We start from the raw sequence: 26684 nt of genomic DNA, 5'->3' as shown, positions 1-26684 counted from the left end.
CCCTATCAGGGGAGCTGGCATTGCGCAGCAATGACGGAGAGGTTATTCGTTACTTTGCACCGCCGCAGCGCCGCCGATGATCTCGGTGATCTCCTGGGTGATGGAGCCCTGGCGGGTGCGGTTGTATTCGAGCTGAAGCTCGTGGATCATATCATTGGCGCTCTTGGTGGCCGAATCCATGGCGGTCATGCGGGCGCTCTGCTCCGCGCAGAAGCTCTCGGTCATGGCACCAAAGATCATGCCGTGCATGTAGATGGGGGCCGTCTGCTCGAACACCGTTTTGGCGTCCGGGAACATCTCCACCTCGCCGCGGGGGTCACCCAGACCTCTCGGAGCGGGCTTCAGATGCTCACGGTCCAGCGGAAGCAGACGCTCCATCACCGGCTCACTGGTCAGCGCGTTCTGGATCTTGGTGTAGATGAGGTAGATCTCATCCAGCTTGCCGGACTTGAAATCGTCGATGGCGTCCACCGTGATGTCGCGGGCGCGTTGCAGCGTGGGAGCCGTGGCACCATAGTGGAACTCTTCCACCAGGCGCGGGTCCTTGTGGAGCAGGGCGCGGTAGCCGGTCTGACCAATGACGTAGAAGCGGGCATTGGGGTCGCTGCCGCACTGCTCTTTCAGGAACTTGAGCAGGTTCTGGTTGTAGGCACCCGCCATGCCCTTGTCGGCTGTCAGCACGACATAGGCACGGATGGGGTTTTCCTTCTCCCGCTCATGGAAGAACGGGTGGACCGGCTCGTCCGGCAGATGCGGCACGACGCGGGAGATGGTGTCCCGCATCCGGGTGAAATACGGCAGAACGTTCTGGTAGTTTTGCCGCGCCTTGCGGAGCTTGGAGGAGGAGATCAGGTACATGGCATTCGTGATCTTCATGGTATCCTGAATGCTCTCGATCCGCTCCTTGAGCAGCTTACTGGACGGCATGGCTCTCCCCTCCCGCATAGGTCTTCCACGCGGTCAGGATGGCGTCCACCTGCTCCGGCGTGATCTTGCCGGTGGAAGCGATGGCATCCATCGCGCCGGAAACATCGGCGTGGAAGGACCGCACAAAGGCGTTGACCTTTGCGCGCTGCTCAGCCAGCGGGAGCGTGTCCAGCATCCCGTGGGAGGCCAGCGTCAGGATGACGACCTGCTCGGCATCGGACTTGGGCTGATAGAGCGGCTGCTTGAGCATCTCGGTCAGGGCCTTGCCGTGTTCCAGCTGGCGGCGGGTCTCTGCGTCCAGGTCTGAGCTGAACTGTGCGAAAGACTCCATATCCTTGTACTGGGCCAGCTCGATGCGCAGGTTGGAGTTGGCCTTCTTCATGGCCTTGGTCTGGGCTGCGCCGCCGACACGGGACACCGACAGGCCGACGTTGACGGCCGGGCGGTTGCCTGCGTTGAACAGGGCGCTCTCCAGGAAGATCTGACCATCGGTGATGGAAATGACGTTGGTGGGGATGTAAGCGGAGACGTCGCCCGCCTGGGTCTCGACGATGGGCAGGGCGGTGATGGAACCGCCGCCCAGGTCGTCGCGCATCCGGCAGGAGCGCTCCAGCAGACGGGAGTGCAGATAGAAGACGTCGCCGGGGTATGCCTCACGGCCCGGAGAACGGCGCAGCAGCAGCGAGATGGCGCGGTACGCCACAGCGTGCTTGGACAGGTCGTCGTAGACGATCAGCACGCTCTTGCCCTTGTCCATGAAATACTCGGCCAGTGCGGTGCCCGCATAGGGCGCGATGTACTGCAAAGGAGCGCTGTCGGATGCCGTTGCAGCTACGATGGTGGTGTAGCTCATGGCACCGTGCTTCTTCAAATCCTCGGCCACGCGGGCGATGGAGGAAGCCTTCTGACCGATGGCGACATAGATACACAGCACCCCGGTGTCCTTCTGGTTCAGGATGGCATCGGTGGCGATGGAGGTCTTGCCGGTCTGGCGGTCGCCGATGATCAGCTCACGCTGACCGCGGCCGATGGGGAACATGGAGTCGATGGCGAGGATGCCGGTGTGAAGCGGGGTATCCACGCTCTGGCGCTCCAGAATGCCGGGGGCCTGCTTCTCGATGGGGTTGTAACCCTCTGCCTCGATGGGGCCCTTGCCGTCGATGGGCTCGCCCAGCGGGTCGATGACACGGCCCAGGAACTTTTCGCCCACCGGGATGCCCGCGCGCTTGCCGCTGCGGGTGACCAGGGTGCCGACGCCGACCGACTCGGCCCCGTCAAACAGCATGATGCCCAGACGGCCCGGTTCCACGCTCTCGACCATGCCCTTGGCACCGTTCTCGAAGGTGACGATCTCGCCGTAAACGGCGCGGTCCATCCCCTCGACCTGCACGATGCCGTCGGCGGAGGCGATGACCACACCGCCCTCTTCCGAGGTCTGGGCGGGCTTATAATCCTCCACGCGGGTCTTCAGGGTAGCCAGAGAGGGCTTGCCGGCCATCATCTGGTCCAGCTGGTGGCGGCCGGAGTTGTCGAACATCCGGTCACCGACCTGCAACACATAGCCGGAGAGCAGGCTCTCATCGACGGCCACGTTCAGGATGACCTCGGTGGCGTCGTAGAGCTTCTTTACCTCGTTCTTGATGCGGGCGATGTCCTCTTCGCGCAGCTGGTGGGCAGCGCGCAGGTCGGCCTTGACGATCCGGTTCTCCTCAAAGAACTCACGGCTGAATTCAGTTGCCATTGCCTGCACCTGCTTTCTCCAACAGATCGTCCAGCAGACGGGCGTCGTCCTGTGCGGTCAGGTGCCGTGCCAGCAGCTTTTCGCACATTGCACGGGCCAGAGCCGTGGTCTGGGCGTCGGCCTCGCGCAGCTTGTGCTGGCGCTCTGCCTCGGCCGCGGTCTTGCCCTCGGCAAGGATGGCGTCAGCCTGCTTCTGGGCGTCCAGCAGCAGCTGCTGCTTTTCCTTCTCCGCCTGCTGCTCGTAAGCCTTGCGGCGGGCAGCGGCCTCATCGTCCACATTGCGCAGCTTATCCTGCGCAGCATTCAGTGCCGCAGCGGCTTCGTTCTTGGAAGTCTCGGCAGCAGCAAGGGCGTCGTCCACCTGCTTCTGGCGCTCTGCGATGATGTTCATGACAGGCCTGTACAGGAACTTGCGCAGCAGCAAAAACAGGACCAGAACGTTGACGACCGTCCACAAAAGGTTCAGATTCAGTGTCAGCATTCGTCATGCCTCCGTTATCAACCCAGGAACAGGATGATCAGCAGTGCAACGACGAAGCCGAAAATTGCAGTACCTTCTGCCAGAGCAGCGCCCAGCAGCAGGTTGGTCTGGATCTTGCCGGATGCTTCGGGCTGGCGGCTGATGGCCTCCGTTGCCTTACCGGTCGCAATGCCGATGCCGATGCCGCCGCCAATACCAGTCAGCGCTGCGATGCCAGCGCCCAGAGCTACGAGTCCGTTCATAATAAAATCTCCTATCTTTTTATCGTTTTTCTTTTGTACGACTTCTCCGTCCCTGCTCCGCAATGCCAGGAGAGCTGTCTGCGCAGCAGACTGAGAGGTTACTCTTCGTCTCCCAGGCTCTCCTTCATAAAGAGGGAGGTCAGGAACACAAACACATACGTCTGGATCAGACCATCGAACAGGTCAAAATACAGGCTGAACACTGCGGGGACGAACACCGGCACCACGAGCTTGATCAGCTCCATGATGACGAACGCGCCCAGCACATTGCCGAACAGTCGCATACACAGGCTGGTGGGCCGGATGGCGATCTCCAGGATATTCATGGGCGTCATGATCGGCGTAGGAGCCGCCAGACTCTTGAGGAAGCCTTTCCCGCCGCGCGCGTGGATGCCGGAGTATTCGATGAGCACGATGCTCATCAGGGCCAGAGCTGCGGTGACGTTCAGATCCTTCGTGGGAGGCTTGATGCCGAACACACCAATGAGGTTGGAGCACGCGATATACAGCGCCACACTCATCAGATACGGCACATACCGTTTGCCGTTCTCACCCAGCAGCCCGACGAAGAAATCGTTGAGAAGAGTCACGACCGTTTCCAGGATGGCCTGGCGCCTGGTGATGTGATCGACCCGCAGATTCCGCGTCAGCAGGATCGAACCGAGCACCAGAAACACCATGATGCCCCAGCTGACGACCACGGATTCCGGGATCTGCAGCCCGAACACCGAGACCATCTCCACGTTCAGCTCTTCTTTCAAAGCAGCAGTCAACGCATTCATTCTTTTGCTCTATCTCCTTTCCTTGTTATCGTTTTTCCAAAAAAGTGCTGCAATGCGCGAAAAAAAGCAGGAGGCCGAGACGTCCTCGTCCCACATCCTCCTTCGCTCACGCCTTGCCCGGCGCTTTTTACGTGACGTATCATAGCACGATTGTGCCGAATTTTGTAGCCCCCGGCCTAACATTCTACGTTTTGTTATACTCCATTTCACAACGGCCGAAGAAGTGTTGTGTATTTTGTGCAAATTTCCGGTCTTGTCTTATGCCAATTGCACAATTTCCGAGTGGATTCTCTTCCTTTCGCTTCGTTTTCCGCGTCAAAAACGGGGCAAAATCGGCACATTATTCACTATTTGTATATCCGGTATATCAAATTTATATAGGCAGACCGGCTGCGATGCAGCCCCCCCAAACGCGGCTGTGATACGGATCTTATATAATTGTAATACAGATTTAATATAGCCGTTCACTGCTTTTCGCCCCGGCGGAACAGCAGGCGGAAGATGGCACGGCTCAGCGGGCCGCAGTAGAACATCTGCCAGCACAGCGCCATGGGGAAGGCAGCGTTGGTCACGCCGCCCGTGTTCAGCGCCACATTTTGGTGCAGTTGATGTATCCCAGTTTTTTGGATTTTTGGTGCAAAAATACGCCTCATTTGTTGTACACTCTGCGAATAGACAACTCCGCCTTTGTCGTGTATAATAAAGCCAGAAACCAGAGAAGTACAGCAGAAGCTCAAACGAGAGCTAACCCCGCTGACTTGAAGCAGAAAGGAGCGAGACCGATGGTCGATATGGAACCCGCACAGTTCGGACAGACTGTCGGGATTCGCTGAGAGGCAAAACAGAGGCTCACCACAAATGGGATGTTTCCCCCGTATAAAAACACAACAACGAGCCGGTCTTGAGCATCAATCACGCGAAAACAGAACAGTCTGTCGAGTATAAATCCCCTGGCGATTCAAATAGATCCGCATGAGGTGATCCCCATGATGAAAGCTTTTGCGCGGACGAGAATATTTGAATGACCAAAAAGGAGCAACTCCAATGTACTAAGCAATGGAATCCCCGGCAAATCTAACTCGAAAGAATGTGGTAATATGAAATTCATCTTCATGATCTCACTACCGCAATCCAACAGTTAAGAGAAGGGTCAGTCCAATGCACACGAGTAACGAGTAGTTCCCCTTGAACCAGATTCCCAGTTTCTGATCGTTTCTAAGGAGAGTCACCCTATGAAGCGTTTACTCCGAAAATGAGGAAATCCAAGGAGAAGAGGCTTATGACTCCGAAGAAGTAAGTATCCAGCCGGACGAGGGCTTGCAACCGCCTCGTCCGGCTGGTTTTTTATTTGTTCCTTCGCACATTTTCCGGGCAGAATGTTCCGTTCCGGGTTGAATCCCGTCCTTGCTTTTTCACCCCCCTATGTTATACTTGTGGAAAAAGATGGAGGTATATCGTATGGATTCGTTCTTCTCGTCTTCCACCCTGTTCAACATTGCGCTGGCCGTGATCTGGTTCATCTCCGGCATCCGGGATTTTCAGGGCAAGGACCCACTCATCAAACTCCCCTTCAACCAGTACGTCCGCGACCCTGAGTACCGCGCGTTCTGGCAGAAAAAGAACGGCGTATTCTACATGCTCAATGCTCTCGCCTTTCTGATCCTGGCCTTCACACCTGTCACATCGCTGGTCTACCGCATCCTCTTCGGTGTCGCCATCGGGGGCGATCTTCTTTATCTCGTTGCCTATGAGAGTTGGAACCATAGCGCCGATTGAATCGTTCCGGCCTGGTTCCATTCCAAAATTTTTCTTGCTCCTTCTGCCATTCTCTGCTACAATGGAGAAAAAACGCAGGAGGATTTTTCTTATGGTCAAACATGTGATTCTGTGGCAGCTCAAGGATGAGCTTTCCGACACCGAAAAAGCCGCCGTCAAGGCAGGCATCAAAGAGGGCCTGGAAGGACTGGCCGGTCAGATCCCCGGTCTGGTGGACATCCGCGTCAACATCGACGCGCTCCCCTCTTCCAACGCCGACCTGATGCTGGACACCACCTTCGAGACCGCCGAGGCGCTCAAGGGCTACTCCACCCATCCGGCCCATGTCGCCGTCGCCAACAGCAAAGTGCGCCCCTACTATAAAAACCGCGTCTGCCTGGATTACGAGGTCTAACATGCTTACACCAGCTGCATCCTCCCGGAGATGCGGCCATAGCACGAAATGAGGATGGCATCATGAATAAAGCACTTCGGAATGTTACAGCCCTTTTCCTTGCAATGCTCCTTTGTCTTTGTCCGCTTTCGGTTCAGGCCGCTGGTGTCACCGGCGATACGGTCCTGGCCAGCTACCGGACACTGATCGACGCTTACAACAACTTCGCCGACCTGCACGAGTCCTATCTGGTCATGCTGGGTACACAGAATGTTTCAGATTCTGTCCGCGCCTACTATGACGGTGTTGACCTTGTGTTGGATAACCTCTACGCCACCGGCTCCGCAAAGGGGAATCTTGCCACGCTGGATGCCGGAACGCTGACCGAGATCAACAACATCCTCACCGAGGACATCGCTTTTATGAATGCGGCCAGCGCCACGGTACAGGCCCAGATGGACAACGGTTACCCTGCCGGGAACTATACACCGGGAACGGTCTACGGCCCCAAGCTGAACCAGACTGAACTTGATCAGGTGGCCGGTGTCGTCAGCCGCTTTGCTTCCAGCCTGCCGCTTTCTTCCATGAGCGACGTTGATAAGGTCATGGCTGCGCGGGACTACCTCATCCAGTTCTGCTCCTATGCCCCCGACTGGTCGAAGAACCGTGCCAACACGGCGTGGGGTGCGCTGGTCTACCGGCAGGCGCAGTGTTCCGGCTATGCCCGCGCCATGAAAGCTCTCTGCGACTCCATCGGAGTGGAATGCTGCTACGTTCATGCGGACGCGGCGGCTTCCAATCCAAGCCACCAGTGGAACACCGTAAAGATCGACGGCCAGTGGTACATTCTGGATGTGCAGGGCGATGACTCTTCCGGCTTCGAGGCATTCTTCCTGCTGTCGGATAACAGTTATGCCGCATCCACCGGCCTGTCATGGGATCGTTCCGCCGTTCCCGCCTGCCCCGCCGACTATACCGGCACGCATTACCACTACGTTTTCTTCCAGCGCATGGATCAGAGCCTGTTCGCCGCGCGGATGATTTGAGCGTTTCTCATTGACAAACCCACCGTTTTTGCGTATTATATGGTAAGAAGGGGTTATTCTGCCCCTTTGACACACACAAACTGGCTTTGACGAGAAGAGTATGCACAGCAGGCACCTGACAGAAAGCCCGAAGGATGGAAGCGGGCAGGCAGCACTGGGCAGAAGATGGCCTCCGAGCCGCGCAGGTGAAGATTGAGCCTGCGACGGGTGCGCCCGTTACTGCGCGTGGGCTGGTCAGGCACCAGCCCACAAGGCCCCGCTCGCAAGAGCGCGGCGAAGCAAGGTGGTACCACGGAAGTTCAGCTCCCGTCCTTGTCCGGCACATCCGGCAGGGCGGGAGCTTTTTTGTGACACAGCCACGATAGAAAGGAAGAGCATATCCCCATGAGTGAGCACAAGACATTTTACATCACCACCCCCATCTACTACCCCAGCGATAAGCTGCACATCGGCCACAGCTACACCACCGTAGCCTGCGATGCGCTGGCGCGCTTCAAGCGGATGCAGGGCTATGACGTCATGTTCCTGACCGGCACCGACGAGCACGGCCAGAAGATCCAGGATAAGGCCGCCGATGCCGGCGTGACCCCCAAGGAGTACGTTGACAAGATCGTCGCCACCGTCAAAGACCTGTGGAAGCTGCTGGATGTCAGCTACGACCGCTTCATCCGCACCACCGACGACTACCACATGGAGTCCTGCCAGAAGATCTTCACCAAACTGTATGAGCAGGGCGACATCTACAAGGGCGAGTACATCGGCCACTACTGCAAGCCCTGCGAGAGCTTCTGGACCGACAGCCAGCTCGTGGACGGCAAGTGCCCCGACTGCGGCCGTGAGGTCTACGATGCCCACGAGGAAGCCTATTTCTTCAAGACCAGCAAGTACGCCGACCGCCTGCTGAAGCTCTACGAGGAGAACCCCCAGTTCATCCAGCCGGAGAGCCGCAAGAACGAGATGATTGCCTTCATTAAGCAGGGCCTGCAGGATACCTGCGTCTCCCGCACCTCCGTCAAGTGGGGCATCCCGGTCCCCTTCGACCCCAAGCACACCATGTACGTCTGGGTCGATGCACTGAGCAACTATATCTCCGCGCTGGGCTACGGCAACGAGACCTACCACGATTACGACAAGTTCTGGCCGGCTGACCTGCACATGGTCGGCAAGGAGATCCTGCGCTTCCACACCATCCTGTGGCCCGCCATGCTGATGGCTCTGGATCTGCCGCTGCCCAAGCGCGTCTTCGGCCACGGCTGGCTGCTGATGAACGGCGGCAAGATGTCCAAGTCGGTGGGCAATGTCGTGGACCCCGTCATCCTCTGCGACCGCTACGGCGTGGACGCCATCCGCTACTTCCTGCTGCGTGAGATCCCGTTCGGCAACGACGGCATGTTCACCAACGAGGCCCTCATCAACCGCATCAACAGCGACTTGGCAAACGACCTGGGCAACCTGCTCAGCCGCACCGTCGCCATGTGCGAAAAGTATTTCGGCGGCACCGTCCGCAATGCGGCGGGCACCGAGGCCATCGACGCGGAGCTGGAAGGCCTGATCAACGGCCTGACCGCCAAAGTCACCGCCGACATGGACAACCTGACTATCCCGCAGGCGCTGATGGAGATCTTCGCCGTCATCCAGCGCGCCAACAAGTACATCGACGAGACCGCACCCTGGGCATTGGCCAAGGACGAGGCCAACAAGGAGCGCCTGGAGAGCGTGCTCTATCACCTGTGCGAGGCACTGCGCGTGACCGGCATCCTGCTGAACGCTTACCTGCCCTCCACCGCCCCCAAGATGATGGACCAGCTGGGTCTGGACGCTTCTGCGCTCGACCTGAGCAAGACCGTCTACGGCGCACAGGAGACCTACACCGTCCACAAGGGCGACGCGCTCTTCCCCCGCATCGACGTGGCCAAGGAGATCGCCCACCTGAAGGAAGAGGACGAGAAGCGCAAGGCCGCTGCCGAGGCTGCCAACAAGGCCAAAGCCGAGGCCGAAGCTGCCAAGAACGCCCCCGCTGCTGCGGAGGAGAGCGGCGTGGACTTCACCCACGAGCCGGAGATCGCATTCGATGACTTCTGCAAGGTGGAGCTGCGCGTGGCCGAAGTCCGTGCCTGCGAGAACCTGAAGGAGAGCAAGAAGCTGCTCCATCTGACCGTCTTCGACGGCGAGCGCGAGCGCTGCATCCTGTCCGGCATTGCCAAGTGGTTCAAGCCGGAAGACCTCATCGGCAAGAAGATCGGCATCGTAGCCAATCTGGCCCCCCGCCCGATGATGAAGGGCAAGTATGTCAGCGAGGGCATGATCTTTGCTGCCGACACCGCTGACGGCGGCTGCTCCATCGCCTTCTACGGCGACGATGTCCCCGTGGGCAGCCGCATCCACTAAGAAAGGAAGATCATGTCTATCAATTCTGCTGTCCGCGCCACAAAGCTGGATAAGATCTTTGGCACACCCGTGTGCGCTGTGCTGCTGGCGATTCTCTGCAATATCCTGTGGGGCTCAGCCTTTCCGTTCATAAAACTGGGCTACCGGCTGTTCTCCATCGACCCCGCTAACACGGCTTCCATCTTCTGCTTTGCGGGAGTGCGGTTCATGCTGGGCAGTGTGCTGGTGCTGCTGGGCAGCATCCTGCTGCAGGGACATGCGCCGCATTTCCCCCGGGGCAAGGTGGCGGCAGAGTGTTGTGCGCTGGGTCTGTGGCAGACCACCGCGCAGTATGCATTCTACTACATCGCCGTGGCTATGCTCACTGGTGCCTTTGGCGGCATCCTGAACAGCACCCAGAGTTTTTTAGGAGTCATCTTTGCCCACTTTATTTACGGCAATGCGGACCGCATGACCCCCGCCAAGACCCTGGGCTGCGCCATCGGCTTTGCAGGTGTGCTCATCGGCACCATCGGCAACCATGGCAGCGGCAGCGGCTGGGGCGTGTTCTGCATGATTGCAGCCACCGTCATCTTTACCCTGTCCGGCCCGTGGAACAAGTCGGTCACCAAAAAGGCTGATAGCTTTGCCGTCTGCTTTCTGAACCTGTTTGTGGGCGGTCTGGCGCTGTTTGTGCTGGGCATCGTTATGGGCGGTCGGCTGCATGTACAAGGTGCGCTGGCGGTGCTGGTCATGCTGTATCTTGCCTTCATCTGCGGCGCAGGCTATATCCTGTGGGCGCTGCTGATGAAAAACAACCCGGTCAGCCGCATCGCGATCTTTGGTTTCGTCAATCCGGTGGTCAATGTGCTGCTCAGTGCGGTGCTCAACGGCGAACCGCTGTTCCGCTGGCAGTATCTGGCGGCGCTGCTGTTCGTGTGCGTGGGCATCTGGCTGGTAAACAAGGCCCCTGCCCAGAAGGAGAAGCTATGACCGGCCCCATCTTTGACACCCACGCCCATTACAGCGCCCATGCCTTCGATGTCGACCGCTTCGCCCTGCTGGACAGCCTGCCCGCAAAGGGCGTGGTCGGCGTCTGCGAGCAGGCCACCCACTCCGGGGATGCCCCCCGTGTGCTGGAGCTGGCCCACCGGTATCCGTGGGTCGTGGCCGCCATCGGCATCCATCCGGAAAGCCTGCTGGCCCCGGAGGACTGCGGCGCGGACGGCCCGGCCCCCACGGTGTCGGTCTACGGCGGCGACTGGGCCGCAGAGATGCGGGTGCTGGCCCCTTACTACGACGACCCGAAGGTGGTGGCCGTGGGCGAATGCGGGCTGGACTATCACTGGCCGGTGCCAAAGGACGCCCAGCTGGCCCTGTTTGAGGCCGAGATCCGGCTGGCGCTGGAGCTGGACAAGCCCATCATCGTGCACGACCGCAACGCCCACGCCGACGTCTACGCCCTGCTGAAACGCTACCAGCCCAAGGGCATCGTGCACTGCTATTCCGGCAGTGCCGACGATGCGCTCTGGCTGGCAAAGCAGGGGCTCTATTTCGGCTTCGGCGGGGCCTGCACCTTCAAGGGGGCCAAACGGGCCGCCAAAGCCATCGCGGCCCTGCCGCTGGAACAGCTCGTTCTGGAAACGGACTGCCCCTACATGGCCCCGGAGCCTGTGCGCGGCACCCGCTGCGACAGCTCGCTCATCCGCTATGTGGGCGAATACATCGCACAGGTCAAGGGCGTTTCCACTGAGGAAGTGTTCCGGCAGACCGCTGAGAATGCAAGGCGGGTCTACCAGTTGTAAAGTTTAACGCCGTATAACCTCTCAGTCATCGCTTCGCGATGCCAGCTCCCCTGGTAGGGGAGCCATTGGCAGGCCGGGTAAGTTCTGCTGTTCGCTTGGGCCCAATTGGGCGCAAAGCACCGGGCCCTGTCCTCATTGGCAGCGGCATTTGTATTACTGTTATGAATCTCGACAGCGGAGCCTGGTCGTTCCCGGAAGCGAAAAACTTCGCTCGTCCAGTACGACCGCTACCGACTCGCCAGTGGCTCCCCCATTTAGGGGAGCTGGCGCGAAGCGCCTGAGAGGTTGCACTCCCATCATTTCACCTGCAAAAGCTGAAGTTTACATCAGCTTCTGTATAGATCAACTTTGAAAATCCAAACTGTTATAAGGAGATATCACTTATGAAAGCTCGTATTCCGCAGCACCGCGAATTCATCATCAACTTCCCCGACACCGTCGATCAGGCCAAGGCCAACGAGGGCTGGGCAAAGCTGCAGCAGATCGTCGAGGACTACAAGAAGGACCACAACGGTGCTTCCGTCTATGCACCCAGCTTCATCGAGGACTGCGAGCCTGCCGTCAAGAAGCTGCAGGAAGAGTATGGCTTCGAGTACACCGTTGAGTATGTGAAGTAAGTTCTGAGTTTTCAGTATATTGCATTAAAAAGAGCAGAGCGTTCCAGCCAGCTGGCTGGAACGCTCTGCTCTTTTTGTTGCTTATTTCAGTTCCATATTGATGGACTTTTCCGTAAAGCCGTAGTTCCGGTACATCTCATACGCCTTTTTATTTCTGGCGTTCACCTGCAGCTCGATGGTGTCACATCCCTTTTCCGCCTTGAGCTGCTTCACTTTTTCAAAGAACTGGTGGCCGATGCCTTTGCCCCTGTACGCTTCCTCCACCGCCATGGTACTGACAAACAAAACATCCTTTGTTACCTGCGCCGGGCCTTCCACATGGCGCTTGAAGACTTCCAGAACACCAACAACGATGCCGTCCGTCTCAGCAATATACCAGCTGTCCCCTTTCAGGAGCTCAGCAAACACCCCTTTTGTAATCAACGGACTCGCCGGTTTGTAGACATCCGGCCGCCACTCGACATGCATCTGCTGCACCTGATCCATAATCGCAGAAAATCGGTCATAATCCTGCATTTGCGGGGTACGGATCGTTATTTTCATCTCGTTTTCTCCTTGTTGTATCAAAAATACCCTGTCTGACACGGTTTCGGGTCCAGACAAGGCATTTTGAGTTTCTTTTCAGTTGTCTGCTTCCACCTTGCTGAGCAGGATGCGGTCGTTGTCGAGGGCCTTGCCCGCGTTTTCACGGAACTTTTCGAGCAGGTCGTCCACAGTCATCCGGCTGCGCTCCTCGCCCTTGACGTCGAAGACGACGCGGCCCGCATCCATCATCAGGGTGCGGTTGCCCAGCTCCAGTGCCTGGTGCATGTTGTGGGTGACCATCAGGCAGGTGATCTTCTTTTCCGCTACAATGCTCTGGGTCAGTTCCAGCACCTTTTCGGCGGTGGCGGGGTCCAGCGCGGCGGTGTGCTCGTCGAGCAGGAGCAGCTTCGGGGTAACAAGGGTCGCCATCAGCAGCGTCAGCGCCTGACGCTGTCCGCCGGAGAGCAGGCCCACCGGCTGCTTCATCCGATCTTCCAGCCCCATATCCAGCAGAGCCAGCTTTTCGCGGAACAGGGCCTTATCCTTCCGGGAGATGCGGGAGAAGATGGCGTGGGGGGCCGTGCCAGCGCGGAGGTAGGCCAGCGCCAGATTCTCTTCGATGGTCATGTTCGGGGCGGTGCCCTTGAGCGGGTCCTGGAAGAGGTGTCCGATGACCCGGCTGCGCTCAAATTCCGGGGTGAAGGTGATGTCCTGCCCGCCCAGCGTGATGCTGCCCTCGTCGGCGATGAAGCCGCCCGTAATGGCGTTGAACAGGGTGGATTTGCCTGCACCGTTCGAGCCGACGATGGTGGCGAAGTCGCCTGCTTCCATCCGGAGGCTGACGCCGTTCAGGGCCACCTTTTCATTGACCGTGCCGGGGTTGAAGGTCTTGTGCAGGTCGTTCAGTTCCAGCATTTCCATCTCAGACCGCCTCCTTCTTCTGGGCTGCATGCTTCCGCTTTTCAAAAGCCAGACGGTTCTGGATGGCCGGCATCGAGATGGCAATGGCCACGATGAGGGCCGACACCAGCTTCATGGCGGCCGCCGGGACATTGAAGCGCAGGGCCACCGCCACAATGAAGCGATACAGGCAGCTGCCGAACACGACGCCCAGCACCCGGCGCACCATGGTGCGCTTGCCCACCAGCGTCTCGCCGATGATGAGAGAAGCCAGTGCGATGGTCACCATGCCGGTGCCCACGTTGATATCGCAGCTCTTCTGGTACTGGGCCAGCAGACCGCCGGACAGGGCCGTCAGCGCACCGGAGATGCACAGGCCCACCGTGATGGTAAAGGCCGGGTTGATGCTGGACGCCCGCACCATAGCGGCGTTGTCGCCGGTCGCCCGGATGGACAGACCCAGCCGGGTGCCCAAAAAGCCCACCATCCCGGCACCGGCCAGCGCGATGACCACCACGGCCAGCACCAGCTTATACCAGCCGCCCGTAAAGGCCAGCGCTGTTTTGGCCAGCGAGAAGACCGTGTCCGTCTTGACCAGCGACAGCGTGGACGAAAAGCCCATGACCGCCAGATTGATGGTATAAAGGCCGGTGTTCACGATGATGCCCGCCATGATGCTCTCGACGCCGAGGCGGGTCTGCAAAAAGGCTGTGATGAAACCGGAGCACACACCGGCCGCCATCGCCGCCAGCAGGGCCAGAAAGGGGTGGCCGGTCAATGCGACCTGGCAGGCCACAGCGCAGCCCAGCGTGAAGCAGCCGTCGGTGGACAGGTCCGCAATGTTCAGGATGGAATAGCTCAAGAACAGAGCCAGCGCAACGAGGGCGTAGATGCAGCCCAATTCCAGCGCGGTCTGGATCACGTTGAGCGAAAAGATACTCGCCAGCATGGTGTGTACTCCTTTAGTTAGAATGTATTTATCCTCCCAAAGGGCAGGCTCTCCTTCCTACAACCTCTCCGTCTCACTTCGTTCGACAGCTCCCCTGGTAGGGGAGCCCTTGGCAAAGCGAAAAACGTTCTCTCTTCGCCAGAGCCTCTCCTACAAGGAGAGGTGGCATTGCAAAGCAATGCCGGAGAGGTTGCACAAACGGATAACCTACCCTTTGTGTCCGGCTGTTACCGATTTATCATTTCAGAAGTTCTCCTGCGTGGTCACTTGCACGATCTCGGTGCAGTAGGGCTTGAAGGCTTCCTTGATCATGTCCAAAGTCTTATCATCCATGCCCAATGCTGCGGCCGTCTCTGTATTGATGGTCACAATGCCGTTGTCGAAGGTCTGGTAAGGCAGGTCGGCGGTGGTCTTACCCTCGCAGAGCAGCTCCACCACCATATCGGCGGTGGCCTCGCCCAGCTGGACGTAATCGACGCCGTAGCCCACGAATGCACCGTTCAGCGCGAAGCTGTCGGCACCAGTGAAGTGCATGATCCCGGCATCGGTAAAGGTCTCGTAGATGGACAGCTCCGCGGTCATCACGGTGTTGTCGGTCGGGGTGAACACGGCCTTGACCCCGGCTGCAACGAGGGCTTCGGCCGCCATCTGAACTTCGGCGGTGGTGGTGCCGTTCTTTTCAATGTACTGGATGCCCTTGCTGTCGCAGAATGCCTTGGCATCCGCGATGGCCTGAGTGGAAGCATCCTGGCTCAGGTCGTACAGTAGGCCGATGGTGTCAATATCCGGGTTGACGGCCAGGATAAGGTTCATGATGGCGTCGGTGTTCAGGGCATCGGAAGTGCCGGTGATGTTCTCCTCGCCGTCAAAACCGGCAGAGACCGGGTCGGTGACCGCAGAGTAGACAACAGGGATGTCGGTATCCTCGACCGAAGCCAGCATGGTGGCGGCGGTGGGGGTAGCCACGGCCACGATGACGTCCACGTCATCGGCCACAAGGTCGGCACCGATCTGGTTCAGGTTGGTCTGGTCGGCCTGCGCGTTGGCGTAGTAGTCGGCATAATCAAAGGTCACGCCCTTTTCCCTGCCCACCTCATCCAGACGGCTCTCAACGGAGGCGACGATCTGGTTCAGAGAGGCATGGTCCACATAGTTGACGATGCCCACCTTGAAGGTCTGGCCCGCTTCTGCCGAAGCAGCTGCCGACGAGGCGACCGCACTGGATGCGGTGCCGGAGGCAGCGGACGAGGCCGAGCCGCCGCAGCCGGTCAGGCTGAATGCAGAGACAGCGGCAGCGCCCAGAGCGGCCTTGAGGAAATTGCGGCGGGAGATCATGTTCATGGTTTTCATAGCGGTTGCTCCTTCCCTGGAGCGGGCGGCAGTAAAAAAGACCCGCTCCACTTGCGGAACGGGCCTTTTCATGATAACAAAAGATCCCGTCCCTGTGTGTTCATCCACAAGGACAGGATCGAAAATACGATTCTGCGGTGCCACCTTGTTTGCTCTGCCCAAGCCAGCTGCTGGCTGCAGAGCCCCTCACGGAGAGCCAACACTCCCCTGCCCTGTAACGGAGGCTTCCGTCCCAAGCTACTGGAAAGCACTGGCTCTCGTTTGCCCGGCCCTCGGCGGCCCACGAAGTCCTGCCCCGCTCTCGCCCGTTTCCATCCTCCGGGCTCTCTAGCAGATGCGCTGTGCAGGTTCTCTTCCGCCTCATCGGTTTGATTGCATTATACACTTTATTCGTGTAAAGTCAAGAGGGAATTTTTCATCTATGCAATGGTTCAGATGAATCCGGTTTTCGTTTCCTTGACTTCTTTTGTGAAACAACGTACACTGTGTGCATTATAGTTTTCCGAAAGAAGGTGTTCTTCACGAATCCGACCGAAAACACCCTGCTGCATGGGCCGGTGCGTCCGGCGCTGCTGCGGTACGCCCTGCCCATCATCCTGAGCATGGTGGCCACCCAGTTCTATTCGGTGGCCGATACCATGATCATCGGCCTGCGGCTGGATGCCGACGCGCTGGCAGCGGTCTCCAATGCTTCCACCATCCTGATGCTCTTTCTGTTCATCTCCGGCGGCATGGAGCTTGGCGGCGGCCTGCTGGTAGCAGCAGGTCGGCCCACGGCCACCCGGCAGGAGATGGCCGAGCTGCTCTACAACCTGCTGTTCGTCGATCTTGTGCTGGCGCTGGGCCTGACCACACTGGGCTTTTTCACCCTGCCCGCCCTGCTCCGGCTCATCCGGACGCCGGAGCAGATCCTGGCCGAGGCGGTGCTCTATGGGCGGGTGTATCTGGTCGGCCTGCCCTTTCTGATGCTCTATGACCTGACCAAAGAGTGCATCATGGGCTGCGGAGACTCGAAAACACCGCTCCGGGCCGTGGTCGCCACCAGCGTGATGAACATCGTGCTGGACCTAGCGCTCGTCGGCCCCTTCGGGGTCGCCGGTGCGGCCGGTGCTACCGCTGCCGCACAGATCGCCGGAGCGGGGTACATGCTGGCCCACCTGCGCAAGACCGAACTGAGCCTGCCCTTCCGCCGGGAAATGCTCAAGGCAAGCTACGCGAAGGACATCTTCCGCCTTTCCGCCCCCAACTCCCTGCAGCAGGCCAGCGGCACCATCATCACGACGGTCAAACAGGGGCTTCTGGGCGGGCTGGGCGTCGCGGCCATCGCGGGTTTTTCCTGCGCGGGCAAGCTCTCCAGCCTGCTGATGATGCCGGTGTACGGTTTCGTGCAGTCCATCGTCTTTTTCATCGCCCAGAACACCACTGCCCAGCAGCCGGGCCGGGTGCATACCGGCCTGCGGGAGGGGCGGCGCATCCTGTTTTTCTACTCGCTGCTGGTGGCAGCGCTCTGCATCGGGCTGAACGGCCCGCTGCTTCGGCTCTTCACCACCGACGCTTCTGCCGCCGCCTACGGCTCCACCATGCTGGCCTTTGAGGGCATCTCGTATGTGTTCACCGCGCAGAAGCATCTGTGCGAGGCCCGGCTGCGCGGTGCCCAGAAGATGGGGCTGTATCTGGCCTCGAACCTGGGGCAGATCGGGCTGAATCTGGCCGCCTGCGTTCTGCTGGTGCCCCGCATCGGCTTTTCGGGCTTCTGGCTGTCCACCTGGATCAGCGCCCCCGCCGGCCTTGCGCTGGCCGCGCTGCTGGCAAGGATCGGCGCAAAACAACAGAGCTAAAACAAAAAGCACAGTGCTTGTACTGTGCTTTCATTTATGATATACTGTTTTTGCAGCCATCTGGCTGATAGGCGCTGTCTGCAAATGCAGGTGGTCACGCTCCTCTCCCCGGCGAAGCGTTGGGGGGAACGCGTTCTTCTTTGCTTCCCCTGACGCCAATGCGGAAGGGGGGATGTTCTATGACGCTGAGTGAAGTGCTTCAGCTGCTCGCCGTGATTGGCGGTGCAGTTTTTGTGACGTTTCAGATTACATGGACGATTTCCAACAGCAAAAAGAAATGACCGCCTCTGCCCTACCAAAGCAAGCGGTCATTCTTTTTGACACCTGAGCCGAGGAGGAGCTGACCATTTTGCAGCCAGCGTCTTTCTCTATTTGTAGTATAGTAATTTTTTATCGTTTTGTCAAGCAGAAGAGGAACACAATGGAACCTTTGAAGATCCAACACATCACCCTGCCCCACCGGGCCGTGTTCGGCCCCATGGCAGGCTTCACCGATGCGCCCTGCCGCCGCCTGATGGCGCAGCACGGGGCCGGTTTCACAGTCAGTGAGATGGTATCCAGCCGGGCGCTGGTCTACCACGACCACAAAACCGTCAGCCTGCTCAAGGCCGAACCCAACGGCGCCCCCTACGGCGTCCAGATCTTCGGCGAAGTGCCCCAGATCATGGGTGAAGCAGCCGCCGCCATCGAGGAATACGATTTCGACTTTCTGGACATCAACATGGGCTGCCCGGCCCCGAAGATCGTCTCCGGCGGTGCCGGCAGCAAACTGATGCTGGACCCCGACCTCTGCGGCAGGATCGTCGAGCAGGTAGTGGCGCACACCTCCCGGCCCGTCACGGTCAAGATGCGCAAAGGCTGGGACGCCGACCACGTCACCGCAGTCGAGTGCGCCAAGGCATGCGAACAGGCCGGTGCGGCCCTCATCGCAGTACACGCCCGGACGCGGGAGCAGATGTACACCCCCGGCATCGACCCGGAGATCATCGCCCGCGTAAAATCTGCTGTGCATGTGCCGGTGCTGGGCAACGGCGACATCCATTCGGCTGAAGACGCCGTCGCTCTGGTCAAAGAGACCGGCTGCGACGGTGTGATGATCGCCCGCGCAGCCCTGGGCGACCCGTGGCTGTTCGAGCGGGTGAACGCCGCACTGGAGGGCACCCCGGCTCCCAAAGAGCCGAATCTGCAGGCCCGGATGAACGCCCTCCGCCGTCAGGTGGAGGAGATGGTGGAGCAGAAGGGCGAATTCGTCGCCATGCCCCAGGCCCGCGCCCAGACCATGCACTACATGAAAGGGCTGAAGGGGGCGGCCTCCCTGCGGCGGTACTGCTGCGAGCTGACCCATCTGGAAGACATCGACCGCCTCATCGAGGCAGTGTTCGACCAGCAGCGCAAAGCGGGGCTTGACCCTGACGACGAACGCGAGGTCCCGTTCCCCTGATCTTCCCGGACGATCCGGATTTTTTTGAAACAAGAGGTTCTCTGCCATGACTTCATCTCACAGCCCCCGGCTTCTGGGGCAAAAACAGAACAAATTCCTGCTCACGGTCTGCCTGTGTGCGCTGACGGCAGCGCTGATCTTCCTGCCGTTCTACCTTCTGGACGGCGGCTTTTTCCACTACGCCGGTGATTTCAACAGCCAGCAGATCAGTTTTTACCGCTACATGAACGGCTTTCTCAAGGGGCTGGGCTACCCGGACGGCGCAGGCAGTGTCCACAACACCTTCTCCTGGGCCACCGACCTGGGCAGCGGGGCGCTGAACGCCTATTCCTTCTACCTGTACGGCTCGCCGTTCTTCTGGTTCTCGCTGCTCTTCCCCCAGCGGTGGCTCCCCTATCTCATGGTCCCGCTGCTGGTGCTCAAGTTCGCCGTGGCGGGCGGCGGCGCATACCTGTATCTGCGCCGCTACGTAAAAGACCAAAACTATGCCGTGCTGGGCGCGGTGCTCTATGCCTTTTCCGGCTGGGGGCTCTACAACATCTTCTTCAACCACTTCATTGATGTGCTGGCCCTCTTCCCGTGGATGCTCTGGGCGCTGGACGAGGCCGTCTACCATGGGCGGCACGGGCTGTTCGCGTTCTGGGTCGGCGTCAACCTGCTGAACAACTACTTCTTCTTTGTGGGGCAGGTGCTCTTCCTGCTCCTCTACTTCATCTGTAAAGTCAGCGCGGGGGATTTCAAGCTCACGCCCCGGCTGTTCGTCCATCTGGCCTTTGAAAGCCTCCTCGGTGTGGGGCTGGGGGCCGTCATCCTCTGGCCCGCCGTCCTCTCGCTGCTGCAGAACCCCCGCACCATCGACCTGTCCTCCGGCTGGGGCTTTCTGACCTACGCAAAGCCCCAGCAGTACCTTGCCATCCTGCTGAGCTGGATTTTGCCGCCCGACTCACCCTATATGACCTCCATCTGGTCTGAGGGCGTCATCAAGTGGACGAGCATGACCGCCTATCTGCCCCTGTGCAGTCTGGCCGGTGCTCTGGCTTACTGGCGCGCCCGGCAGGGCGACAGCAAAAAGCGGATCATTGCCACCTGCGCTGTCTTTGCGCTGGTGCCGGTGCTGAACAGCGCCTTCTATGCCCTCAATTCCAGCTACTACGCCCGGTGGTTCTATATGCCGGTGCTCATCCTGGCCGCCATGACCATCAACGCACTGGAAGACCCCGCCGTCGAGCTGGACCGCCCGGCCCGGAACATCAGCGGGCTCGTCATTGCCACGCTGGCCTTTGCGCTGGTGCCGGTGCAGGATGCCAGCACCAAGGAATGGTCGCTGGGCGTCCTGCAAAATCCCGGCCAGTACGCCGCCGTGTTCGGCTTTGCCCTCATCGGGCTGCTGGTCTACCGCTGGGTCGCGCAGCGGTGGCGGGCCGACAAGCGCCTGCCCCAGCGGATGCTGGCGGCGGTGCTGGCGTTCAGCTGCCTGTTCGGCATCACCCACATCGGCATCGGCAAGTTCGGCCAGTGGAACACCGACAGCGACCTGGTGGAAGAGTACACCAGCGCCCTGGCCCTGAAGGAAGACCTGCCGGAGGGCGACTGGCGCATCGACACTTACAAGACTCACGACAACCTCGGCCTCTGGCTGGACAAGAGCTGCCTGCAATACTTCGGCAGCACCGCCGCCCCCAGCATCCTCAGCTTTTACCCGGCGCTGGGCGTCAAGCGGGACGTCCGCAGCCAGCCGGAGCTTTCCAACTATGCGCTGCGGGGCCTGCTGAGCGTGAAGTACCTCATCACCAAGCCCGACCGGCAGGCAGACTTCCTCGAAGAGGCCGATGAGGGCTGGGCCTATTACGACACGCTGGATGGCTACACCCTCTATGAAAACACCAACTACGTCCCCATGGGCTTCACCTACGATTACTACCTCACCGAGGACGATTACGAGTCCACCGTGACGGTCACCCGCTCCAATCTGCTGATGCGGGCGCTGGTGCTCTCCGATGCGGATGCCGCCGCATACAGCCAGTATTTGCAGCCGCTGCCCGCCGCTGAGCTGAACGACCTGACCTATGACCGCTACGTGCAGGATTGCGCCGACCGCCGGGCCTCGGCCTGTTCGGTGTTCCAGATGACCAATTCCGGCTTCCACGCTGAGATCACGCTGGACGCCCCGAACCTCGTCTTCTTCTCGGTGCCTTACGACGACGGCTTCACGGCCACGGTCAACGGCAAGGAGACCGACATCCTGCGGGTGGACGAGGGCCTGATGGCGGTGCTCTGCCCCGCCGGGGAAAACACCCTTGATTTTGTCTACCAGCCGGACGGCATCCAGTTGGGCAAGCCTGTCACGCTGCTTTCGCTCGTAGTCTTCGTATCCTACACCAGCTATTTTGCCTGGGACGATCGGAAAAAGCGGAAGCACTGAAGAAAAGGAGAGCGTTCTATGGAACAGCGTCATTGGAAGAAAGCCGGCATCACCACCTCCCTGCTGGGCTACGGCTGCATGCGCCTGCCCACCCTGCCGGACGGCCGCATCGACGAAGTGCGGGCCGAAGCCCTGCTGAACACCGCGCGGGACGCGGGCGTCAACTACTTTGACACCGCCTACCCCTACCACGGCGGCGAGAGCGAGCCGTTTGTGGGGCGGGTCATCGCAAAATGGCCCCGCGAGAGCTTTTATCTGGCCACCAAACTGCCCCTGTGGCAGTGCGATTCGCTGGAAAAAGCCCAGCAGATCTACCGCAGTCAATTCGAGCGGCTGGGTGTGGACACCATTGATTTCTACCTGCTCCACTCCCTGCACCGGGCACGGTACGACAAAGCCAAGGCGCTGGGCATCGTGGACTGGCTCTGGGAAGAGAAGAAGGCCGGGCGCATCCGGAACTTCGGCTTCTCCTGCCACGACAACGCGGACGGGCTGGAACACATCCTGCGGGACCAGCCCTGGGATTTCTGCCAGCTGCAATACAACTACCTTGACACCGACGACCGCGCCGAGGAGATCGCGGGCGACCGCGGCTATGCGCTGACCGAAGAACTGGGCATCCCGCTCATCATCATGGAGCCCATCAAGGGCGGCACACTGGCCAACCTTCCGCCGGACGCTGCGGCGCCGCTGACCGCCCTCGACTCCGCCGCCAGTGCAGCTTCCTGGGCGCTGCGCTGGGTGGGCAGCCACAAAAACGTCCACCTGATCCTCTCCGGCATGAGCGCCGAGGAGCAGCTGGCCGACAACCTTTCCACCTTTGCGCCCTTCCGCCCCCTGAACGCGGCGGAAGATGCCGCTGTGGCCGAGACGGCCCGCATCCTGCACAGCCGCATCAAGATCGGCTGCACGGGCTGCCGGTACTGTATGCCCTGCCCCATGGGCGTGGACATCCCGGACAACTTCAGCATCTGGAACCGGCTGGGGATGTTCGGCCAGCCGGACGCCGTCCGGCACCAGTGGACCGCCCGCTTCCCGGATGCCGAAAAGGCCAGCCACTGCGTCCGCTGCGGCAAGTGCGAGGCCGTCTGCCCCCAGCACCTGCCCATCCGCACTGCGCTGGCCCAGCTGCAAACGGAACTGGATGCACTCTGATCTTCCCGCAAGCAAAAAAATACCGTGTCCCCGGCGTGGGGACACGGTATTTTTGCTTTTATGGTTTACCACTTCATGCCGATGGCATCCAGACGGCGGATGCGATCCTCGGTCAGCTTCGGGTCATTTTCCGCGCGGGCCATGCGCATCCGGCGGACCCAGTCGCCCAGACCGAAGCCGTCTTCGCTGCGGTAGGTGGCCGACGGCAGCAGGTCGCCGTTGGCCTTGGCATAGGCCGCTGCGTGTTCATAGGCCAGGTCCCACTTGGCTATACGGGCGTCCCACTCCATGCCGATGCCGTCCAGCCGTTTCACATGCTCCGGCGTTACCTGGAAGGAGTCGGGCCGGGTCTTGCGGGCAGCGCGGAGGTTCGACATCCAGACGCCCAGCCGGAACCCACCGGCCGTGACGTAATTGGAGGGCACCAGCAGGTTGCCGTGCTCCTCGGCGTACCGGGCGGCTTCCTCAAAGTTGTGCTCCCAGTTCTTCTCCCGCAGGCTCTCCTTGCCGGAGGGTGCCGCACTCTGCTTGTGGGGCTTTTCGTCCTTGAGCAGCTCGTCCAGCTCGCGGCGGTGCACCTCGCCCAGGCGCGGGTCGCCGGTGCGGCGGTACTGACGCTGACGGTAGAGCCAGCTGCCCAGCCAGATGCCGTTCTCGGTCTTATAATTCAGCGGGATCTCCAGATCTCCGTGCTCTGTCCGATACTTCCGGGCCAGCTCGAAGCGCTCCCGCCAGGGGTCGTATTTATCCCAGACCATCCCGATCTCGTCCAGCTGGGCCTTGCGTTCCGGCGTGACGCGGGCGCTGGAATTGTCCGGGTTCTGCCAGGCGTAGCGCTGGCGGGCGATCCATTTGCCCAGCAGGATGCCGTCCGGTGTGACATAATTGGAGGGCACTTCCAGATCCCCGAACTGCTCAGCGTACCGCTTAGCGGCCTCGAAGTTTTCCTGCCACTTGCGGACATTCCGGTTGACCCAGTTGATGCCGATGGCTTCCAGCCGCTCGACCTGCTCCAGGGTCAGCTCGCCGTTCTTATAGGCGCTGCGCTGGCTGCTGAGCCAGACGCCCAGCGCGAAGCCATCCGGCGTAACGTACTTGATGGGTGCTTCGAGGTCTTTGTGTTCGAGATAATAGCGGGCGGCTGCGGCGTAGCTCTGCTCCCACAGGTCGGTGGAAGCGTTCCACACCATGCCGATGCCCTCCAGCCGCTCGATGCGGGCGCGGCTCAGGTTGCCGCTGACGTAGCGCTGACGGTTATAGACGATCCACTCACCCAGGGCAAAGCCGCTGCGGTCGCGGTAGCGCACCGGCACCAGCAGGTCGCCGTGGTCATCGCGGTACTTCTGCGCCGAGACAAAGGCCTTTTCCCAGGCCAGCTCTGAGCGCTGCTTCCAGCCGATGTTCAGCTTGTCCAGCCGGGCGATGCGGTCTGCATCCAGACGGCCCGGCTTCTGCCCGGCCCGGACCTGGCGCTGCGTTTCCAGCCAGCGGCCCAGAGGCAGGCCGTCCTCGGTCAGATAGTTATAGGGCAGCTGCAGATCGCCCCGCTCTGCGGCCACAGCCGCCGCCGCTGCATAAAAAGCATCCCACCGGGCTTCCAGTTCCTTTTTCAGGCGGCAGTACAGGTGATAGCTCTGGCGCATGGGCTTCTGCTGCTGGAAGCCGGGGTGTTCGCTGCCTGCGCGGAGCATAGCGGTGGTGCATTCCTTTTGCAGCACACGGCCATTGCCCAGACCGTCGAACCGGGCGGTCAGGTCGAACACCGGGATGGGCTTGCGGCCGCAGGCCACCAACGCCCGGCAGAGCATCTGGCGGAACCGGCCTGCCTCGCCGGTCTCGCGGACCAGAATGGCACCCGCCAGCCCCTCAATGGGCTGCTGGACGCCCGGCGAGTTGACGCAGAACAGCACCTTCGGCCCCGTTTCGGTGGAGGTGCAGAACTGTTTCACCGCCTCGGCGTCGCGCAGGCAATCACACTCGGCACGGTAGAAATGGGCATTCGGATCCACGGTGCGGAGGAACTCTTCCAGCTGTTCCTGCACCTCGTCGAGGTAGTCCTCCGACTCAAAGATGGCCAGATAGCGGCCCTGGGTGTCGGTCAGGACGCGGGGCATCAGGGCGATGGGGTTCTCGGCCTGCCGCACCGACCAGTTGATCTCATCGTATTGTGCGCTCAGCGCGTTGGTCTGCGCGGGCAGGTGCAGGTTCTTGATCCGGGCGCGGAGCAGGTTCATCTGCCCTTCCTGCGGCCAGAGCATCGCGGCGTAGTTCGACGGCACCGGCAGGGTGCCCAGCGCCATTCCCTCGCCGACCGTCATCCGGGAGACGACCGTCCCCTCGAAGAGTTCCGCGGCCGCCTGGCATTTCTGGTCGGTGCTGTTGGGCACTGTCAGGCCCAGCAGCTTTGCCTCCGGGCACAGACGGAGCAGCCGCTGGGCCGATTTTGCCCAGCAGGCCGCCGTCACTTCATGGTAGCAGTCGAAGATCAGGTAATCCGGCTTGCGTGAGGCCAGCCGGACCCACTCCTCGGCCGACGCCTCGGCCAGCACACCGCAGTCGCAGAAGATGAGGTTCTCCGGCAGCACACCGTCGTTGTAGCGGCGGACATCCTCCCTGCGCAGGGTCAGCCGCGCCGCACCGTACACCAGCCAGATGAACGACGCCTGCGGATGGTCCGCGATGAGCTGCCATGCAATGCAGCTCTTGCCCGTGCCGGTGGCATGTTCCACTGCTGCTTTTCCGTTTTGTTCCAACGCAGCGGCAACCTTTGCATACGCCTCCGCGTTGACCTTGTTCAAACTGATCGGCATCGTTTTTCTACCTCCAGGAGCGATCTTCTTGCAAAGAATTTTTCTTATAAATCTATTATGGCAAAAAGCACTTTCTTGTCAAGCATTCCCGGCAAAAAAGAAGATTTCGGATAAAAAATACGATATTTTTCCCATTATTTTTTGGTCATCCCAACCAACTTCCGGCATAGCTTCGGGCATCCTCAAAACGAAACACCGCACAACCGCCGGGCGCAGCCCTCCCGCAATGCCCTGTTTTTCCGCAGCACAGCGCCTCCGTCTGCGAAATGTTCCGCCGCCCCGGAAGCAGCTGCAAACACAAAGACCGCCTGCCGAACGTTTCCTTCAGCAGACGGTCTTCAGTTGCGCCAGCGTGAGTCGAACACGCGGTGGGGGAGTCAAAGTCCCCTGCCTTACCGCTTGGCGATGGCGCATTGTCGTGAGTATAAGTATAGTAGAATGTTCCCCATTTGTCAAGCAAAAACATCGTTGACAAAACCGACCCGGTCCCTTATGATAAAAGAAAAACGAAAGGGGGATGGTCTATGGGCCCCTGGTATTATGAGGTCGTCAGCTTTGACGGCGACTATGTCAACCTGCGCCGCACCGACATCGCCAGCGACGAGCTGAACCCCGTTGCGCTGGCGCTCCTGCCACCGGAGATCGAGGTCGGCAGCAAGATCAAATGCGAATACTTCCAATACGAGATCATCGGCTGAACGCAGAAGAACGCCCGGAGTGCAGATCGTGCGCTCCGGGCGTCCGTTTTTGCTCTTCAGTTGCGGTAGCAGCGGTCCTGCCCGACGAGCCAGTCCTCACACAGGCGCTGGGCCTCCTCCACACTGCGGCTGACGCAGTGGAACAATGCACCGTGGAGCGAGCAGTAGGAGTAGCGGACTTTGGGCACCCCATTGGGATCTCGGAATTTTTCACAGCGTTCCTGTCCGGGCATCAGATAAAGTTGTTCCATAAAGCCACAGCTCTCCTTTGTTTCATCTTGGGTGTGCCGTGCACACGCCGTGTCCTATTGTAGCACTTCCCGCCGCCGGGCGCTATTCGCTGTTTCCACAAAAAACCGGACGGAACTTCGGGGCTTCTTCCCTCTTGACAATTCCAGATCTTGTGATAAGAAGCAAGCCGCAGCTTCTTTCCCTCTTG

General features: G+C 60.0%; 24 protein-coding genes, 1 tRNA gene and 1 other annotated feature. Of the genes, 12 read left to right on the top strand and 13 right to left on the bottom strand.

What is annotated here, in order from left to right; all coding sequences use genetic code 11:
- Positions 1–42: 42 nt before the first annotated feature.
- From atpG to DWY95_RS17495, 6 genes are all read right to left on the bottom strand, one after another.
- Positions 43–927 (bottom strand): ATP synthase F1 subunit gamma, encoded by an 885-nt coding sequence (gene atpG, locus DWY95_RS00495; protein WP_118551493.1) that lies wholly within the window; start codon positions 925–927, stop codon positions 43–45.
- Positions 914–2668 carry a F0F1 ATP synthase subunit alpha gene (gene atpA, locus DWY95_RS00490; protein ID WP_118551491.1) on the bottom strand — a complete coding sequence of 585 codons (1755 nt, stop codon included), beginning with the start codon at positions 2666–2668 and terminating at the stop codon, positions 914–916. Before atpA ends, atpG begins: the two co-directional genes overlap by 14 nt.
- Entirely contained in the window at positions 2658–3149 is a 492-nt protein-coding gene (locus DWY95_RS00485) for an ATP synthase F0 subunit B (protein WP_118551489.1), read from the bottom strand. Before DWY95_RS00485 ends, atpA begins: the two co-directional genes overlap by 11 nt.
- A gap of 17 nt (positions 3150–3166) precedes the next feature.
- Positions 3167–3391 carry an ATP synthase F0 subunit C gene (gene atpE, locus DWY95_RS00480; RefSeq protein WP_015563599.1) on the bottom strand — a complete coding sequence of 75 codons (225 nt, stop codon included), beginning with the start codon at positions 3389–3391 and terminating at the stop codon, positions 3167–3169.
- Positions 3392–3489: 98 nt separating this feature from the next.
- Positions 3490–4173, bottom strand: a complete 684-nt coding sequence (locus DWY95_RS00475) for a F0F1 ATP synthase subunit A (RefSeq protein WP_187116947.1) — start codon at positions 4171–4173, stop codon at positions 3490–3492.
- A 464-nt stretch (positions 4174–4637) separates the two neighbouring features.
- Positions 4638–4766, bottom strand: coding sequence for a hypothetical protein (locus DWY95_RS17495; RefSeq protein ID WP_263287158.1), 129 nt, complete (start codon positions 4764–4766; stop codon positions 4638–4640).
- Between the two features lie 865 nt (positions 4767–5631).
- On the opposite strand from DWY95_RS17495, the gene DWY95_RS00465 reads away from it, so the two are divergent.
- The 7 genes from DWY95_RS00465 (at position 5632) to DWY95_RS00435 (ending at position 12157) form a co-directional block, all read left to right on the top strand.
- Positions 5632–5949: a hypothetical protein gene (locus DWY95_RS00465; RefSeq protein WP_118551487.1), complete on the top strand. Its 318-nt coding sequence runs from the start codon at positions 5632–5634 to the stop codon at positions 5947–5949.
- A gap of 91 nt (positions 5950–6040) precedes the next feature.
- On the top strand, positions 6041–6343 hold the full coding sequence (locus DWY95_RS00460) for a Dabb family protein (protein WP_097792799.1): 303 nt from the start codon (positions 6041–6043) through the stop codon (positions 6341–6343).
- 62 nt (positions 6344–6405) lie between these two features.
- Positions 6406–7368, top strand: a complete 963-nt coding sequence (locus DWY95_RS00455) for a transglutaminase domain-containing protein (RefSeq protein ID WP_118551485.1) — start codon at positions 6406–6408, stop codon at positions 7366–7368.
- Between the two features lie 77 nt (positions 7369–7445).
- Positions 7446–7685 (top strand) — a binding site (T-box leader).
- Positions 7686–7752: 67 nt separating this feature from the next.
- The gene (gene metG / locus DWY95_RS00450; protein WP_118551483.1) at positions 7753–9756 is read left to right on the top strand and encodes a methionine--tRNA ligase; all 2004 of its coding nucleotides are present in this window, start codon (positions 7753–7755) and stop codon (positions 9754–9756) included.
- A gap of 12 nt (positions 9757–9768) precedes the next feature.
- Complete coding sequence (locus DWY95_RS00445) at positions 9769–10728, top strand: DMT family transporter (RefSeq protein ID WP_118551481.1); 960 nt, start codon at positions 9769–9771, stop codon at positions 10726–10728.
- Positions 10725–11540: a TatD family hydrolase gene (locus tag DWY95_RS00440; protein ID WP_118551479.1), complete on the top strand. Its 816-nt coding sequence runs from the start codon at positions 10725–10727 to the stop codon at positions 11538–11540. Before DWY95_RS00445 ends, DWY95_RS00440 begins: the two co-directional genes overlap by 4 nt.
- 383 nt (positions 11541–11923) lie before the next feature.
- Positions 11924–12157: a methylenetetrahydrofolate dehydrogenase gene (locus DWY95_RS00435; RefSeq protein ID WP_097792803.1), complete on the top strand. Its 234-nt coding sequence runs from the start codon at positions 11924–11926 to the stop codon at positions 12155–12157.
- An 81-nt stretch (positions 12158–12238) separates the two neighbouring features.
- Here DWY95_RS00435 and DWY95_RS00430 read toward each other — a convergent pair whose 3' ends face one another.
- From DWY95_RS00430 to DWY95_RS00415, 4 genes are all read right to left on the bottom strand, one after another.
- Positions 12239–12700: a GNAT family N-acetyltransferase gene (locus DWY95_RS00430; RefSeq protein ID WP_118551477.1), complete on the bottom strand. Its 462-nt coding sequence runs from the start codon at positions 12698–12700 to the stop codon at positions 12239–12241.
- Between the two features lie 78 nt (positions 12701–12778).
- Entirely contained in the window at positions 12779–13597 is an 819-nt protein-coding gene (locus DWY95_RS00425; RefSeq protein WP_304999666.1) for an ATP-binding cassette domain-containing protein, read from the bottom strand.
- Positions 13598–13604: 7 nt separating this feature from the next.
- Positions 13605–14531, bottom strand: a complete 927-nt coding sequence (locus tag DWY95_RS00420) for an ABC transporter permease (RefSeq protein ID WP_118551473.1) — start codon at positions 14529–14531, stop codon at positions 13605–13607.
- A 243-nt stretch (positions 14532–14774) separates the two neighbouring features.
- Positions 14775–15881, bottom strand: coding sequence for an ABC transporter substrate-binding protein (locus DWY95_RS00415; RefSeq protein ID WP_118551471.1), 1107 nt, complete (start codon positions 15879–15881; stop codon positions 14775–14777).
- 512 nt (positions 15882–16393) lie between these two features.
- Between DWY95_RS00415 and DWY95_RS00410 the strand changes: the two genes are divergently transcribed.
- The 4 genes from DWY95_RS00410 (at position 16394) to DWY95_RS00395 (ending at position 22737) form a co-directional block, all read left to right on the top strand.
- Positions 16394–17719, top strand: a complete 1326-nt coding sequence (locus tag DWY95_RS00410; RefSeq protein ID WP_118551469.1) for an MATE family efflux transporter — start codon at positions 16394–16396, stop codon at positions 17717–17719.
- Between the two features lie 421 nt (positions 17720–18140).
- The gene (gene dusB, locus DWY95_RS00405) at positions 18141–19160 is read left to right on the top strand and encodes a tRNA dihydrouridine synthase DusB (protein ID WP_097792809.1); all 1020 of its coding nucleotides are present in this window, start codon (positions 18141–18143) and stop codon (positions 19158–19160) included.
- A 46-nt stretch (positions 19161–19206) separates the two neighbouring features.
- Positions 19207–21582, top strand: a complete 2376-nt coding sequence (locus DWY95_RS00400) for a YfhO family protein (protein ID WP_118551467.1) — start codon at positions 19207–19209, stop codon at positions 21580–21582.
- Positions 21583–21600: 18 nt separating this feature from the next.
- A complete protein-coding gene (locus DWY95_RS00395; protein WP_118551465.1) occupies positions 21601–22737 on the top strand; it encodes an aldo/keto reductase in 1137 nt (378 codons plus the stop codon).
- Positions 22738–22802: 65 nt separating this feature from the next.
- Here the strand turns inward: DWY95_RS00395 and DWY95_RS00390 are convergent, their stop codons facing one another.
- Both DWY95_RS00390 and DWY95_RS00385 read right to left on the bottom strand, forming a co-directional pair.
- The gene (locus DWY95_RS00390; RefSeq protein ID WP_118551463.1) at positions 22803–25547 is read right to left on the bottom strand and encodes a Helicase associated domain protein; all 2745 of its coding nucleotides are present in this window, start codon (positions 25545–25547) and stop codon (positions 22803–22805) included.
- Positions 25548–25889: 342 nt separating this feature from the next.
- Positions 25890–25960, bottom strand: a tRNA-Gln gene (locus DWY95_RS00385).
- A 111-nt stretch (positions 25961–26071) separates the two neighbouring features.
- Here DWY95_RS00385 and DWY95_RS00380 point away from each other — a divergent pair.
- Positions 26072–26245, top strand: coding sequence for a hypothetical protein (locus tag DWY95_RS00380; protein WP_055189802.1), 174 nt, complete (start codon positions 26072–26074; stop codon positions 26243–26245).
- Between the two features lie 56 nt (positions 26246–26301).
- Here DWY95_RS00380 and DWY95_RS00375 read toward each other — a convergent pair whose 3' ends face one another.
- On the bottom strand, positions 26302–26496 hold the full coding sequence (locus DWY95_RS00375) for a DUF3873 family protein (protein WP_097792867.1): 195 nt from the start codon (positions 26494–26496) through the stop codon (positions 26302–26304).
- Between the last annotated feature and the right edge of the window lie 188 nt (positions 26497–26684).

It is taken from the genome of Faecalibacterium sp. AF28-13AC (genome assembly GCF_003478405.1).
In the GTDB taxonomy this organism is placed as follows: domain Bacteria; phylum Bacillota; class Clostridia; order Oscillospirales; family Ruminococcaceae; genus Faecalibacterium; species Faecalibacterium prausnitzii_E.
This window is presented reverse-complemented; position numbering and strand designations above follow the sequence as displayed.